18 protein-coding genes and 3 tRNA genes are annotated in these 13,227 nt (G+C 60.8%); 8 read left to right on the top strand and 13 right to left on the bottom strand.

What is annotated here, in order from left to right; translation table 11 throughout:
- Nucleotides 1-2: 2 nt before the first annotated feature.
- Nucleotides 3-398: an ArsR/SmtB family transcription factor gene (locus tag GJR96_RS02970; protein ID WP_151161569.1), complete on the top strand. Its 396-nt coding sequence runs from the start codon at nt 3-5 to the stop codon at nt 396-398.
- A 230-nt stretch (nt 399-628) separates the two neighbouring features.
- Here the strand turns inward: GJR96_RS02970 and GJR96_RS02965 are convergent.
- The 10 genes from GJR96_RS02965 to GJR96_RS02920 all read right to left on the bottom strand — a co-directional run bounded on the left by GJR96_RS02965 (nt 629) and on the right by GJR96_RS02920 (nt 6,054).
- Nucleotides 629-702, bottom strand: a tRNA-Phe gene (locus tag GJR96_RS02965).
- Between the two features lie 49 nt (nt 703-751).
- Nucleotides 752-1,477: a DUF2270 domain-containing protein gene (locus GJR96_RS02960; RefSeq protein ID WP_151161568.1), complete on the bottom strand. Its 726-nt coding sequence runs from the start codon at nt 1,475-1,477 to the stop codon at nt 752-754.
- A 182-nt stretch (nt 1,478-1,659) separates the two neighbouring features.
- Nucleotides 1,660-1,854: a cold-shock protein gene (locus GJR96_RS02955; RefSeq protein ID WP_058571200.1), complete on the bottom strand. Its 195-nt coding sequence runs from the start codon at nt 1,852-1,854 to the stop codon at nt 1,660-1,662.
- Nucleotides 1,855-2,014: 160 nt separating this feature from the next.
- A complete protein-coding gene (locus tag GJR96_RS02950; protein WP_004057907.1) occupies nt 2,015-2,209 on the bottom strand; it encodes a cold-shock protein in 195 nt (64 codons plus the stop codon).
- 168 nt (nt 2,210-2,377) lie between these two features.
- The gene (locus tag GJR96_RS02945) at nt 2,378-2,821 is read right to left on the bottom strand and encodes a universal stress protein (RefSeq protein WP_151161567.1); all 444 of its coding nucleotides are present in this window, start codon (nt 2,819-2,821) and stop codon (nt 2,378-2,380) included.
- A 180-nt stretch (nt 2,822-3,001) separates the two neighbouring features.
- Complete coding sequence (locus GJR96_RS02940) at nt 3,002-4,216, bottom strand: hypothetical protein (RefSeq protein WP_151161566.1); 1,215 nt, start codon at nt 4,214-4,216, stop codon at nt 3,002-3,004.
- Between the two features lie 211 nt (nt 4,217-4,427).
- Nucleotides 4,428-4,501: transfer RNA gene (locus tag GJR96_RS02935), tRNA-Phe, on the bottom strand.
- 61 nt (nt 4,502-4,562) lie between these two features.
- Nucleotides 4,563-5,243, bottom strand: coding sequence for a hypothetical protein (locus GJR96_RS02930; protein ID WP_151161565.1), 681 nt, complete (start codon nt 5,241-5,243; stop codon nt 4,563-4,565).
- A 47-nt stretch (nt 5,244-5,290) separates the two neighbouring features.
- Nucleotides 5,291-5,686, bottom strand: a complete 396-nt coding sequence (locus GJR96_RS02925; protein ID WP_151161564.1) for a VanZ family protein — start codon at nt 5,684-5,686, stop codon at nt 5,291-5,293.
- 294 nt (nt 5,687-5,980) lie between these two features.
- Nucleotides 5,981-6,054: transfer RNA gene (locus tag GJR96_RS02920), tRNA-Val, on the bottom strand.
- Nucleotides 6,055-6,149: 95 nt separating this feature from the next.
- On the opposite strand from GJR96_RS02920, the gene GJR96_RS02915 reads away from it, so the two are divergent.
- From GJR96_RS02915 to GJR96_RS02895, 5 genes are all read left to right on the top strand, one after another.
- Entirely contained in the window at nt 6,150-6,647 is a 498-nt protein-coding gene (locus GJR96_RS02915; protein WP_151161563.1) for a DUF192 domain-containing protein, read from the top strand.
- 41 nt (nt 6,648-6,688) lie between these two features.
- Complete coding sequence (locus tag GJR96_RS02910; RefSeq protein WP_151161562.1) at nt 6,689-6,958, top strand: DUF7538 family protein; 270 nt, start codon at nt 6,689-6,691, stop codon at nt 6,956-6,958.
- Between the two features lie 46 nt (nt 6,959-7,004).
- Nucleotides 7,005-7,394, top strand: coding sequence for a DUF6713 family protein (locus GJR96_RS02905; protein ID WP_151161561.1), 390 nt, complete (start codon nt 7,005-7,007; stop codon nt 7,392-7,394).
- Between the two features lie 68 nt (nt 7,395-7,462).
- Complete coding sequence (locus GJR96_RS02900; protein ID WP_151161560.1) at nt 7,463-9,400, top strand: ABC transporter ATP-binding protein; 1,938 nt, start codon at nt 7,463-7,465, stop codon at nt 9,398-9,400.
- Between the two features lie 86 nt (nt 9,401-9,486).
- Nucleotides 9,487-10,209: a creatininase family protein gene (locus tag GJR96_RS02895; RefSeq protein ID WP_151161559.1), complete on the top strand. Its 723-nt coding sequence runs from the start codon at nt 9,487-9,489 to the stop codon at nt 10,207-10,209.
- 18 nt (nt 10,210-10,227) lie between these two features.
- Here the strand turns inward: GJR96_RS02895 and GJR96_RS02890 are convergent, their stop codons facing one another.
- Nucleotides 10,228-10,671, bottom strand: a complete 444-nt coding sequence (locus tag GJR96_RS02890; RefSeq protein WP_151161558.1) for a DUF5790 family protein — start codon at nt 10,669-10,671, stop codon at nt 10,228-10,230.
- A 108-nt stretch (nt 10,672-10,779) separates the two neighbouring features.
- Nucleotides 10,780-11,121: a dihydroneopterin aldolase family protein gene (locus tag GJR96_RS02885; protein WP_151161557.1), complete on the bottom strand. Its 342-nt coding sequence runs from the start codon at nt 11,119-11,121 to the stop codon at nt 10,780-10,782.
- 100 nt (nt 11,122-11,221) lie between these two features.
- Here GJR96_RS02885 and azf point away from each other — a divergent pair, with 100 nt between their 5' ends.
- Nucleotides 11,222-12,010 (top strand): NAD-dependent glucose-6-phosphate dehydrogenase, encoded by a 789-nt coding sequence (azf, locus tag GJR96_RS02880; protein WP_151161556.1) that lies wholly within the window; start codon nt 11,222-11,224, stop codon nt 12,008-12,010.
- A gap of 10 nt (nt 12,011-12,020) precedes the next feature.
- Here azf and GJR96_RS02875 read toward each other — a convergent pair whose 3' ends face one another.
- Nucleotides 12,021-12,638: a DUF309 domain-containing protein gene (locus GJR96_RS02875; protein WP_151161555.1), complete on the bottom strand. Its 618-nt coding sequence runs from the start codon at nt 12,636-12,638 to the stop codon at nt 12,021-12,023.
- Between the two features lie 247 nt (nt 12,639-12,885).
- Between GJR96_RS02875 and GJR96_RS18585 the strand changes: the two genes are divergently transcribed.
- Nucleotides 12,886-13,155 (top strand): DUF7564 family protein, encoded by a 270-nt coding sequence (locus GJR96_RS18585; protein ID WP_449271775.1) that lies wholly within the window; start codon nt 12,886-12,888, stop codon nt 13,153-13,155.
- Nucleotides 13,156-13,227 lie beyond the last annotated feature (72 nt).

The raw sequence follows: 13,227 nt of genomic DNA, 5'->3' as shown, positions 1-13,227 counted from the left end.
GTATGAGTCAGGCATCGCTTCCATCGTCCGTTCGCTCTCACACTCGCAGTTCTTCCGACGAGTTCGTCGTCGACGACCAAGACCGGATGGACGTCCTCTTCGACGCACTCGACGACGAAAACTGCCGGTGCATCCTCGAAGCGACTGACGGAACTGCGCTGTCTGCGAGCGAAATCGCCGAGTCGTGTGACCTTCCGCTTTCGACTACCTACCGGAAACTCGACCCACTCGCCGAAGCGGGTCTCCTCTCGAAGCGACTCCGTATCTCACGGGCCGGAAAGCACACGGCCGAATACGAACGCGCTGTCGACGACGTGACCGTCTCCGTCTCGCCGTCCGGGTTAGAAGTACGTGTCACTCCCCGCGACGTCGCGCAGGAATCGACCGTTACTGCCTGAACTGGGACTCTACTCTTCCGGCGACTGTGTTGGTGAGCGACTGCGTTGGTGGCGTTTGCGCTCGGGTTTCTTTTCGTCTGTACCGGTTCGAGGAGATGAACGGGTTCCGCCTCCCGGATTTGAACCGAGCGAAGACTCGCTCTGCTCGTCTTCTCGGGTTCAAATCCGGTCGGGTCGCATTCTGGATTTCACCGCGACTCGCGTCGCTCGTCGGGTTGAAATCACAGAAGTGCCGCCTCCCGGATTTGAACCGGGGACAGCTCGATCTTCAGTCGAGTGCTCTCCCAGTCTGAGCTAAGGCGGCGCAACTCGGTAGAGGTGCAGGGGAGAAAAAACGATTTCGGATTCCCGCGCTAGACCTCGTCGCGTTCGGGTCGCTCCCACCCGGTAACTTCACTCGGGATGAGTTCGCCGTTGACGTTCCAGTCCCGCGGACGGAACGCGATCGCGGCGATGGTCGCGTAGAATCCTGCCACGATTGCGACGACCACGGGGCCGGGAATGCCGCCGATGCCCGCGTTGGCGACGAGACTCGTGTGGTCCGTGTACGTCGTCAACTGGATAATCCACGCGACGAGCATCACGAGGAACAGTGGGAGATATACCCGCCGGAGTCGGTGGGCGACCGCCTCTTCGAACGGTATCTTCATGTTCGGCGTGCGGTAGTCACCACCCAGTTTCTGTCGCCAGTTCTCGTCGACGACGCCGCCCGCTGGGTCCAGTGCGTACGCGAACACGTTCTGTTGAAACATCCGAACGCGGGACCGCCAGATGTCGTACGCACGGAACCGACGAGACTCGATTCCGAGGAAGATACTCAGCGTCACGAGACCGAGCAAGATGATGTAGTGCGGGTGCGACTGTGCGGAAAACGACCACGTGAGGATCCCGGCCATCAACGTAATCGCCCAGTTGCTCGTCCGGTCGAGTCGCTCTCGCCAGGACTTCATCCGGTGTATCTCTCCGCGGTACAGGTGGGCGAACGACGAACCCGGACCCATCGTCTCGTCGAAGAGGTCCGCACCGATGTGGGAATCGGGTGGTTTCGGGTGGGATTCTCGCTCCCTCTCGGCAGTCATTGTTGTTCATTTGATGCACAACTGCGGAGACGTATGAAGGTTCTGGCTGCTCAGAGTCATTGTTTGACATGGAGAATTGTGTTAGTCTGCAATTCTGGTTTGGCAGAGATAGTGCGGCCGCTCGGTGTGTAGAAAATAATTCTCAAAAGTCGATGCGTCTGCGGTTACGAGTCAGTCCTGAGTTAGAGGCGCTTGACGTTCGTCGCGCGCGGGCCCTTGGGGGCGTCTTCGATGTCGAACTCTACTTCCTGACCCTCTTCGAGGTCCGGGCCGCCAACGTCTTCCATGTGGAAGAACACGTCATCGTCCGCGTCGTCAGTAGAAATGAAACCGTAACCGCCAGTGTCGTTGAAGAAGTCAACCTTACCTTTCGCCATTGCCTTTGTACAACGGCCCTGTGGACGGTTAACCCTTCCGCATACCCCTATCGTATCCGACTATTCACTAGCTAGCGCCGACATGCACCGCTCTCGATGGGTGAAAAACGGAAGAAAGTTCGTCAGTGTGTGAAGTTACCGGCGGTGAACGAAGACCTGCTTAGAGGCGGGTGACGTTCGTCGCGCGGGGACCCTTGGGGGCCTGTTCGATGTCGAATTCGATCTCCTGACCCTCTTCGAGGTCCGGGCCGCCAACGTCTTCCATGTGGAAGAACACGTCGTCGTCCGCGTCGTCAGTAGAAATGAAACCGTAACCGCCAGTGTCGTTGAAGAAATCAACTTTACCTTTCGCCATTGCCTTTGGATTCAACCACGTCGGACGTATAAGTCTTGTGAAGCTAGGAACGAGGACCGAAATTGGTGCACCACCGTGCTCTCGTCGGTGTCTTGTTCTCGTTCGGGTGATCCAGTAACTACCGTAACCGTCCGATGGCGACCGTTCAGATACGACTCAAATCGAGTTTTACACGACGCGAACCGGCACGTCTGTGCGACCAACGACACGCTTCGTCGTCGACCCGAGGAGTGGTTTGTCCGGGTCTCGCTGCCCGCGTTTTCCCATCACGATGAGGTCGATGCCCTCTTCGTCGGCGTACTCGATTATCTCATCTTCTGGAATTCCAGACCGAACGACGACGGTACACTCGACGTTTGCTTCTGTGGCGAGTGCTTGGACCTTCTCTGCGAATTTTCGCCCCTTCTTCGTCAGTCGGCCTTTGGTCTCGGCGATGTCGCTCGGAACGGCCACGTAATCGACGTCGCCCATGTCCATCACGTACATCACGTGAATCGTCGCGTCGTTTTCTCGTGCGACGCGAACCGCTTGCCGTGCCGCTCGCATCGCTGCCTTGCTTCCGTCTGTCGGTACCAGTATCGCGTCGATGTGTGTCTCTTCTTCGTGTGCCATACGTTCGGGTACGGCATCACAGACAATGAATTGACACTAACGTTCTTCCGAAGCGAGAACTGCCGCGACAGTGACAGAAGACTCCGGTTGGGTCTCCGCACGGTTCGACACGCACACAAAAACTGCCACGAGAGTTAGCGACGGAGAAGCCTTCCCACCGGCGTCGTTTTGATGGACGAATCAGTCGTCATCGTCGTCGTCACCCCGCTTGCTTCGCCCCTTTCCTTTTTTCTTGCCCGAGTTGCCGCTGCCCTTGTCCTTGCCTTTGGCTTTGCCGTTCCCTTTTTTCTCCTCGTCTTTGTCTTCGTCTTCATCCTCGTCGTCGTCCCTCTCTTTCTCTTCGTCCCGGCTCTCTTGCCACTCTTCACGCTTCTCTTTCCGCTCTTCACGTGCCTCGTCGCGTTCTTCCTTCCAGTCGTCGTCACCGTCGTCTCGGCTCTCTTGCCACTCGTCGCGCTTTTCTTTCCACTCCTCACGGGCCTCGTCACGCTTGTCTTTCCAGTCAGATTCGTCCTTCTTCTGGTCGTCTCTCTTGTCGTCGTCTTCTTCGTTTTCTTCTTCTTCCTGTGGGGTCTCTTCTTCGGGTGTCTCTGTCGGGTCTGGCGTCTCTGGCGTCTGTTCAGGTTCCTCGACAGTCTCACAGGTTATCGTGACCGGTTCTTCGAGGTTCAGCGGTTCTCGCGTCAGACTGTTCCACCCGCCGGTGAGGACGTACCACCCGCTGATGAGACCGGAGAAATACTCGCCGTAGAGCGCGGCGGCGGTGTTGTACGCCGGGTAGATGGCGAACGAAAACTCTCCGGAAAGGTAACCGAGGACGCCGCCATCCGTACGGCCACCATCCCACGTCCAGTCGATGGTGTGTTCGCTTCCGCTTACGTCCCACCGGTCGTAGTTCGACACCGCCTGTTCCCCCGTGTCGGGATAGGTGTACAGGTCATCTTTCACGAGCCACGTTGCGCCGCTGGGGACGCCCGTGAGTCGCCACGTGACAGCACTGCCGTCGCCCGGCCCACCGTGGAGAACGACGAGACTGATTCCGTTCGGGCCATCGTAGAGGAACATCAGTGACTCCTGTTCTTCCAAGAGGTACGAGAGCCCAACCGACTCGTAGTATGGACCCTCCCCAGGGTCTGTGGCCCCGTTGTCGCCACCGTACTGGTCCGGAATCCGAAGGTCGTAGAGTTCCGTGGCGGGTGTGTCACCCGTGAGCAACGAGATTTCGTATTCACGACTCCCCTGTGTCACGCGGTACACCTTCGTCGCCTCACCGTCGCCCTGATTTGCGGCGACCTGTCCGCCGAGTGCACTCGCGAGGAAGAATCCACCAGTCAATTTGAGTGCAGAGCGTCTACCAAGCGGAAGTCCGCTGTCGGAATCTGAAGGACCTGTCATCAGGCTCATTTGACAAATAACACGTATTGTTATGTGTCGCTTACGAGAGCTTCTGCTCCCATTAAGTACAGTTTCGGAGGCTGTTGAGCCACATCTCGGTGGACGCAAAATTGCACATCGAAGACACTCTTCGGCAGAGTCAGAGGAGTGTCACCTCCCGGGTTCAAACCGGTCGCGAGCAGTTTCACTGCTCACGTTGTTCGCAGGAAAATGCCGCCTCCCGGATTTGAACCGGGGACAGCTCGATCTTCAGTCGAGTGCTCTCCCAGTCTGAGCTAAGGCGGCTTGCACTCTTCCGAAGCCGGAGGGGACGAAAAAGACTTTCGAATCGCCCGTCGGCGGTGGGTCAGCGCCGCCGCCCCTCAGTCGCACTCGCTCGCGCCCGCTCGGCCCGTTTGCGGATGCCCTTGAGCATCTTCCGCTCCATGGCGAATTGCACGGGTTCCACGACGAGTCGGTTGACCAAACGCTCTCGAAGAGTCGTCGAACGTCCGCGGAACCGAACGACGAGCCTCGTCGAACCCGGTGAGAGTTCGTGCAACGCGAACGTCCACGTCGCCGGACTCGCGCCCGTCTCCCACCCCGGGGCGCTCAACACGAGCGACCGGCCAGGGTCGATGACCGCCACGCGGAACGTCAGCGCGTTCGTCCCCAGCGGGCCGAGTCGAATCGCGTCGCCGACGCGGAGATGGTGATGACTCGGTTGGGTGGGGTCGGCGTCGTGAGTCTGTAACCCGAAGAAGCTCTCCAATCGTTCGTAACTGTAGAAGCCACCGCGGCCCTGACCCAACTGCACCAACCACGGCCAGACGGCCCGTGACGGCGCTGCGATGGTGATTGCCCGCGTCGACTCTACGTCTGCGTCCTCGACGAAGTCGTCGCCCGGAAGTGCGCCCGTCGCCTCGGTGTCGGTCGTTCCCCAGCGCCTGTGCCACGGGCGGAGCGCGAGGAGGTACACGCCGGTGAGCGCCACCCCCACGAGTCCGAGAGCCCGCCCAGATGCCCGGAGTAGTCGTTTCGTGCCCATGTGCCTCTCACTTCTCGGCTGGTGGTAGACAAGGGGGGATGATAACGCTACCTGCCGGTTTGTAATCTGTTGCTGATGTACCAGAGGAGACCCCCGAGTACCGCTCCGAGAACGTTCGCGCCCGCGTCGGCGATGCTGAACGACCGATACGGAAGCGTCGCCTGTACGAGTTCGATTCCCGCGCCGTAGGCACTGGCGACGACGATAACGTGGCCAATTTCTGTCCCCCGCTGTGCCCGACTGGCGAGTGCAAGACCGAACCCCAGCACTGCGTATCCGACCCCGTGGACCCACTTGTCGAGTCCGACGAGTCCGAGCGGTCCGCTCGGTGTGAGACCCCCCGGTGGTGTCGGGACCACCGAGGCGACGAGGACGACGAGTGCGTACCCGAGGACGACGAGGGTCGCCCGTGGGTTGTCGCGGAGGCGAGTCGTGAGAGTCACTGGACGGGAGTGGGTGCGGTTTGGGCTAAAAAGGTTCGTGTGGTGGGTGTGGGGAGTGAGAGGCATCGTGCGGATTCGAACCGGACCGAGACTCGCTTCGCTCGCCTCGTAGGGTTCGAATCCTCGTCGCCCACTCAGACGACACAGACTCCTCGCTCCGCTCGTCGTGTTGTGTCGTCAGAAGTGGGCTCGGGCGGATTCGAGCCACTCCGTCAACCTCGCTCCGCTCGGTTGCCGCAAGGTTCTCCCACCCTCAGTGATGTTTCTCGACTCACTTCGTTCGTCGCAGAAACATGGGCTCGGGCGGATTCGAACCACCGACCTCAGCCTTGTAAAGGCCGCGTCATAACCAACTAGACCACGAGCCCTGCAGTTCAACCGAACCGGTTCGCGCTCATAACGGTTATTGTTTCGACCGACTCCCCGGAACCCTTAGACTCACGGCGACCATTGTATCGAACGAATGACCTCTCGCGCACGAACTGCGGTGTTCTTCGCGGCCGTGCTCGTCGTCGTCGCCAGCGTGGTCTACCTCTCAAACCCGGCAATCGCACCGGGGGCGACCGACGACTACGAGCGAACCTCGCTGACCATCGTCGACGACGAGACGGGTGAGACGCTCGCCACCGTCGATGCCCGTGTCGCCGACACCTACGCCAAGCGCTTCACGGGGTTGAGCGACACCGAGTCGCTCGCGGCGAACGAGGGGATGTGGTTCGTCCACGACTCGCCGGGGACCTACGCCTACGTGATGCGCGATATGGCCTTCCCGCTCGACATCGTCTTCGTCGCCGAGAACGGCACCATCACGAAGATTCACCACGCCGAATTGGACCTCGAGGGGACGAGCGAGTCCGACTTGACTCGCTACCGAGGCACTGGGAAGTACGTCCTCGAAGTCCCGTACGGCTACACGAACGAGACGTGTATCGAAGAAGGCGACCGCGTCGTCCTCGACTGAAAAGCGAAACGACCGAAAGCGTGGCCTGTGAGAGTCACCCCATGAGCGAATACGTCGATGCGCTGGCCGACCTCGAAGGGTGGTTCGCTGAGGACTTCGCGGCCCGCGTCCACTACCGCGGTGCCGACGACGCGTATAGCATCGAATTCTACGAACCGTCGAACTGTGTCCTCTACTGGAAAGTGAAAGGTGACGGCGAGACGGCGGTCCCAGTCGGACGCGACACGGTTCCGGACCCACTCCGTGAACGCGTCCGTCAAGACCTCTCCGAGGCCGGTATCGACCCCGAAGTCGAAGGACGGTTCCTGTAACCCCAACTTCATCTCACTGGCACCCCATCGTTCAGGTGGTCAAACGATGGACAGTCACAGGTGGACGGTTCGGTTGTACATTCTGAACGTGGCGGTGCTGATTACGCACGAGATAGACTCCGCGTACTGGGAAGAGTGGACCCTGTTCGGCATCCCCGGCGGCATTCAGGTGTTCAACCTTCTCAACCTCGCCGTCGTCCTCGTGTTCCTCGACGGACTGCGTCGACTCGTCCAGCGAGAGCGACGTGGCTATCAGTTCTCACTCCTCCTCGTGGGTGCGGGTCTGTTCGCCGTCGTCGCGCACAGCTATTTCCTCGCCGTCGGCCGTCCAGAGTTCCGACTGCCCGTCTCACTCGCCCTGCTTGCGGCAACCTTCATCCTCTCGGTTGCACAGGGTATCGTGACGCTGCAGGCGCGCCGTGATGATGGCGCCTGACCGACAGAAACCGGCGGAGGGCTCCCCCACCCGAGGACTTTAGCCTGCGCGCGCCCTGAAACGATTTCGTGCCTCCTGATACAGACGACGACCCGTTCGAGGACCAGCGAGAACGGGTCGACAACCCGATGCGACGACTGTTCTCCGAATACGGGCGTGAGAACACCTCGCAGTTCGTCGTCGGCGTCCTTGCCAGCATCGCCGCCCGAGTGCTGGATTTGGTCCCACCGGTCGTTCTCGGCCTCGCCATCGACGCCATCATCCGCCAAGAGAAGTCCTTCGCAGCAGGATTCCCCGTCCTCCCCGAAGCGTGGATTGCCCCATTCGTTCCCGCGGCGCGAAGCGGCCAGTTCATGTTCGCCGTCGGCCTCATCGTCTTCAGTTTCACCGGCGGTGCCCTGTTCCACTGGCTCCGCAATTGGGGATGGAACTCCTACGCGCAGAACATCCAGCACGCCGTCCGGACCGACACGTACGACCGGATGCAACTGCTCAACATGGACTTCTTCGCCGACAAGCAAACCGGCGAGATGATGTCCATCCTCTCGAACGACGTGAACCGACTCGAACGGTTCCTCAACGACGGGATGAACTCGTTCTTCCGTCTCTCCGTGATGGTCCTCGCCATCGCCGTCGTCCTCGTCTCGTACAACTGGCAACTGGCACTCGTCGCCCTGCTTCCGGTTCCCCTCATCGCGCTGTTCACGTGGAAGTTCGTCGACATCATCCAGCCGAAGTACGCCGACGTGCGTTCGTCCGTCGGCAAACTCAACTCTCGATTGGAGAACAACCTCGGCGGTATTCAGGTCATCAAGACGTTCAACGCCGAATCCCACGAATCAGACCGCGTCGATGGCGTCTCCATGGATTACTTCGACGCCAACTGGGACGCCATCAACACTCGAATCAAGTTCTTCCCGGCACTGCGCATCCTCGCCGGCATCGGATTCACACTGACGTTCGTCGTCGGTGGCCTCTGGGTAATCAACGGCGAGGGTCCCGGCCCCTTCACCGGCACGCTCGAAATCGGTGAGTTCGTCACGTTCATCCTGCTCACACAACAGTTCGTCTGGCCGCTGGCCCAATTCGGGCAGATAATCAACATGTACCAGCGCGCCCACGCCTCCAGTGCGCGCATCTTCGGCCTGATGGACGAACCCGCCCGCCTCGCCGAGAAGAAAGACGCGCCGGACCTCGTCGTCTCCGAGGGCCGCGTCGAGTACGACGACGTGACGTTCGGCTACGACGACGGCGACCCAATCGTCGAAGACATCTCGTTCGACGTCGGCGGCGGGGAAACACTCGCGCTCGTCGGCCCGACCGGTGCCGGGAAATCGACCATCCTCAAGTTGTTGATGCGGATGTACGACACCGACGAAGGAAGTGTCAGTATCGACGGCCAAGACGTTCGTGACGTAGCGCTATCGAGTCTGCGTGAATCCATCGCCTACGTCAGTCAAGAGACGTTCCTGTTCTACGGGACAGTCGAGGAGAACATCGCCTACGGCACGTTCGACGCCGACCACGAGGATATCGTCGCGGCCGCGAAAGCCGCCGAGGCCCACGACTTCATCTCGAATCTCCCCAACGGATACGACACGAAAGTCGGCGAACGCGGGGTGAAGCTTTCGGGCGGCCAACGCCAGCGTGTCTCTATCGCCCGTGCCATCCTCAAAGACCCCGAAATCCTCGTCTTGGACGAGGCCACGTCGGACGTGGACACCGAGACGGAGATGCTCATCCAGCGCTCGCTCGATTCGCTCACTGCCGACCGAACCACGTTCAGCATCGCGCACCGCCTCTCGACCATCAAAGACGCCGACCAAATCGTCGTCCTCGAAGACGGTCGTATCGTCGAACGCGGAACCCACGACGACCTGTTGACCGAAGACGGCCTCTACGCTCACCTCTGGGGCGTTCAGGCGGGGGAAATCGACCAACTCCCCGACGAGTTCGTCGAACGCGCCGCGCGCCGGCAGGCCGAAGTAGACGCCAGCGACGACTGACGGACGCGAGATTCCACTCGAATCAACGCCCCCTGCTCCCCGCTGAAAGCGCCTACCACTAAGGCCACCCCCTCCGTTCTCCCGTCATGCGACTCTCTGAGGCCACCTGGACCGATGTCGCCGACCTCGACGCCAACCTCGCGGTCCTCCCCGTCGGGAGTACCGAGCAACACGGACCACACGCACCGCTCGGGACGGACTTTCTCAACGCCGACTCGATTGCCGAGGCGGGTGCCGAGGCGTTCGACGGCGAGGTTGTCGTCGCCCCGACGATTCCGGTCGGCGTCGCCGAGGAACACCGCGCCTTCGACGGAACGCTGTGGGTCTCACCTGACACCTTCCGCGCGTACGTCCGCGAGACTATCGAATCGCTCGCGTTCCACGGATTCGACCGCGTCGTCGTCGTGAACGGCCACGGCGGTAACATCGAGGCCCTCGCAGAAGTCTGCCGACGAATCTCGCGGACGGGCGACGCCTACACCGTCGCGTTCACGTGGTTCGACGCTGTCGGTGAACACTCCACAGACATGGGCCACGGCGGGCCACTCGAAACCGCACTGCTCCGACACACGCATCCCGAACTCGTCCGTGAAGACCGAATCGACGAAGCGAGAGAGGGCGCGGCAGACCGCTGGGGAGAGTGGGTCTCGGGGGTCAATCTCGCGCACGACTCGGACGAATTCGCCGAAAACGGTGTCGTCGGTGACCCGGCCGACGGCGACGCGGCGCGTGGAGAAGAGTTGGAGTCACTCGCGGCCGACGCACTCGCGAGACTCCTCGCAGCGGTCGAATCGCGTGACCGCACGTGAGGGACTTGTCTCTCCGAGCTACTCTTCTTCCTCTTCCTCTTCTTCTTCCGCTTCCGCTTCTTCGCCGGCCGCTTCAGCGGCGTCCGCGAGTGCGCCACGGAGTTGCGGCATCGTGTTGGTGAGTTCGCCGACGAGTTCGTGGGCGTCTTCGACCATCTCGAGGAGTTCTTCGAGGTCAGCGATGGCTTCTTCCAGGTCCTCCGGGTCGTCGAACGCCTCTGCTCGTTTGCCGATGACGAACCACTTCTTGGCCTGCCGGAGGTGTTCGCTAGCGTCTTCGACGTTCAGGGACGACCGGAGGCCGTTGAGGACACCGAGGACGTTGTCAGCGTCCGCGTTCCACACGTCGTCTGCGTCGGGGAGGACGGCGCGGGCCTCGTCGAGGTGTTCTTCGACATCTGCACGCATTTCCGCCGCCGCCTCTCCGAACAGTTCGTCGTCGCCGAGGGTAGCTTGACTCATGCCAACACGTTCGGCACGGAGGGGTTTAAAAACGACCCCGAAAGTGAAAGTGAAATCGTGCGACTCGGTCGTGGTCGTGGCCGATTTCTCGAACCGCTTCGACTACCCTCACTCGACAGAGACGAGTTTCATCAGCGGGTACCCGTCTTCCATCTCCATCTTCGTCCGGACCGTGACGCCTTCGTACTCGATTTGCATCTCGACTTCCATGAACCGCCCCGTGAGTTCCGTGTAGTCAGCCGTCGAGTCGGCGAGTTCGGCTTCGAGTTCGTCGTCCAGAATATCGACGGAGACCGACTCACAGTACGGTTGGTTCTCGATGGCCTCCGCCATCGCCTGTTCGAGGCTCCGAGCACTCTCGGGTGAGACCGGCGTGCCGGCGAACTGGTGGTAGAGCGTGCCGAACTTGATACCCGCCTCGAAACAGGCGGTCTGTGGGTCGGTGACCATGTCCGGAGATATGTCGCTCGGGGCTAAAGTTCGCCGATTAGATGCCTTCGCAGACGCGAACCGGACCTTACTTAGCCTCCCTCGCCGGACGTTGAACCGAATGGACCAGCCGGTTTTGCTTACGGGGGCTGGCGGGCGCGTCGGCCAGGCGATACTCGGGCACATTGGTGACGCCTACGACTGGCGGCTACTGGACCGCGAGCCACTTCCAGACGAGAAGATTCCAGCGTCGGTCGACCGAACGAACGTCTACGTCGCGGACATCACGGACGAAACTGCCGTGAAGAACGCGATGGACGGCGCCTACGCAGTCATCCACCTCGCGGGTGACCCCCGTCCAGAGGCACCGTGGGACAGTGTACTCAGAAACAACATCGACGGGACGCAGAAGATGTACCGGGCGGCCGTCGACGCGGGCGTCGAGAAGTTCGCCTTCGCCTCGTCGAACCACGCCGTGGGCGCGTACGAGACCGAAGACCGGACGCCGGACATGTACCGTTCGCACCACGAGTTCCGCCTCGATGGGAACGAACTTCCCCGTCCGAGCAACCTCTACGGTGTGAGTAAGGCGACTGGTGAGACACTCGGCCGGTACTACCACGACCACCACGACATCTCCGTCGTCAACGTCCGCATCGGCAACCTCACGCAACACCACCCACCTCGGGAGTACGAACGCGGACAGGCGATGTGGCTCTCGTACCGCGACTGTGCACACCTCTTCGAGTGCTGTCTGGAAGCCGACTACGACTACGAAATCGTCTACGGCATCTCCGACAACGACCGAAAATACTACTCTATCGACCGCGCCCGCGAGGTACTCGGCTACGACCCTGTCGACAACTCCGCAGAGTACACCTTCGAGGGCGAACCGTTGGACGAAGCCTGAACCGCTCGACTTACTCGAACAACCCAGTGACGTCGTCTTCGCGGCGTCGTTTCAGTCGAACGTGTTCTGTCATTCGCTGGTAGACGAGGCCACGCTGTGTGTCGTTTTGCACGAAGTCGAACACCATCGCCGTGAACTGCGTCTGCGCCCCGTTCGAGACCTCTGTCCGAGCGTACTCGATTGCGTCCTCGACCACCGATTCGTCGTAGCCCTCCAACTCTTCGGCGAGTGTCTCGGCGGCGACGACGATACCATCGAAGTCGAGGTCGTCGAGAGTGACGACCTGACCGTCGAGACGGAGTCTGGGTGGGTCGTCACGGACGACGATGTCGGGGTCAGATTCGAGACGTGACAGGGCAGTGCGAACGCCGTCGATGTCGAGGCCGCGGTAGTCGTCCGGGAGGCCATCGAGGTACGTCTGAGCACTGCTGGCCAACCCTATTGCACCGGAGTAATTCTGCGCTCGGGCGTGGTGGACGGCGGCGGTGAACTGGATGAGACCGTGGAGAAACCGTTCGTCGTCGCTTCCGTCTTCGAGGCCCAACCAGACGGACTCCCACGCGCCGTGGGCCGCCCGATACGCCCCCGCGTTGTAGATTGCGACGCCGGCGCGAAGCGAATCGTCCATAGTGGTAGTCTCGGCCGTTGGCGGGTAAAAACGTCTGTATTGTCGACCCGACGAGGGGACTCTGTAACCACCAACAGTATCTGCCGCGTTTCAGCGTGGACTGCTCCCCCGCATCGGTTCGGGAACGAGAACCAGTCCGGACCTCTCGCTGTTCGAATCCTGAGTTAGCACCGCTGTAACGTCTCTCGCGCGCGGAACGTCCCTGCAAATTGAGGTCATACTTATGCGTCTCGGGGACATATGAGGTATGATAGCACATGAATGCCCACAAAATCCTCGACCGAGGTTTCGAACCATGACGCAGTCACCGGTCTGCATCCGCTGTGGTGACAACTATTCGTTCACCCGGATGTACAAGGGCAATTACTGTCCTGACTGCCACGAAGCATGGTCTACGGCCCCTCGGACCGAGGTGCCCCCTCGACCCCGCCCACAGAGTTCCCGTACCACGTCGTCAGTCGACCAACACGACGACGAACGCGCCCCGCGGCTTGAACCCCCGTACGACGACGAGTGATACCCAACTTTTCCGAGTCGCCATCGCTGAGCGACGGCACTACTCACCGAGGTGATTTCGTGCGGTTAGTCA

The organism is Haloferax litoreum (assembly GCF_009674605.1).
Taxonomy (GTDB): domain Archaea; phylum Halobacteriota; class Halobacteria; order Halobacteriales; family Haloferacaceae; genus Haloferax; species Haloferax litoreum.
Note: the sequence above shows the minus strand (reverse complement) of the source record. Positions and strands in the feature narration are given on the sequence as shown.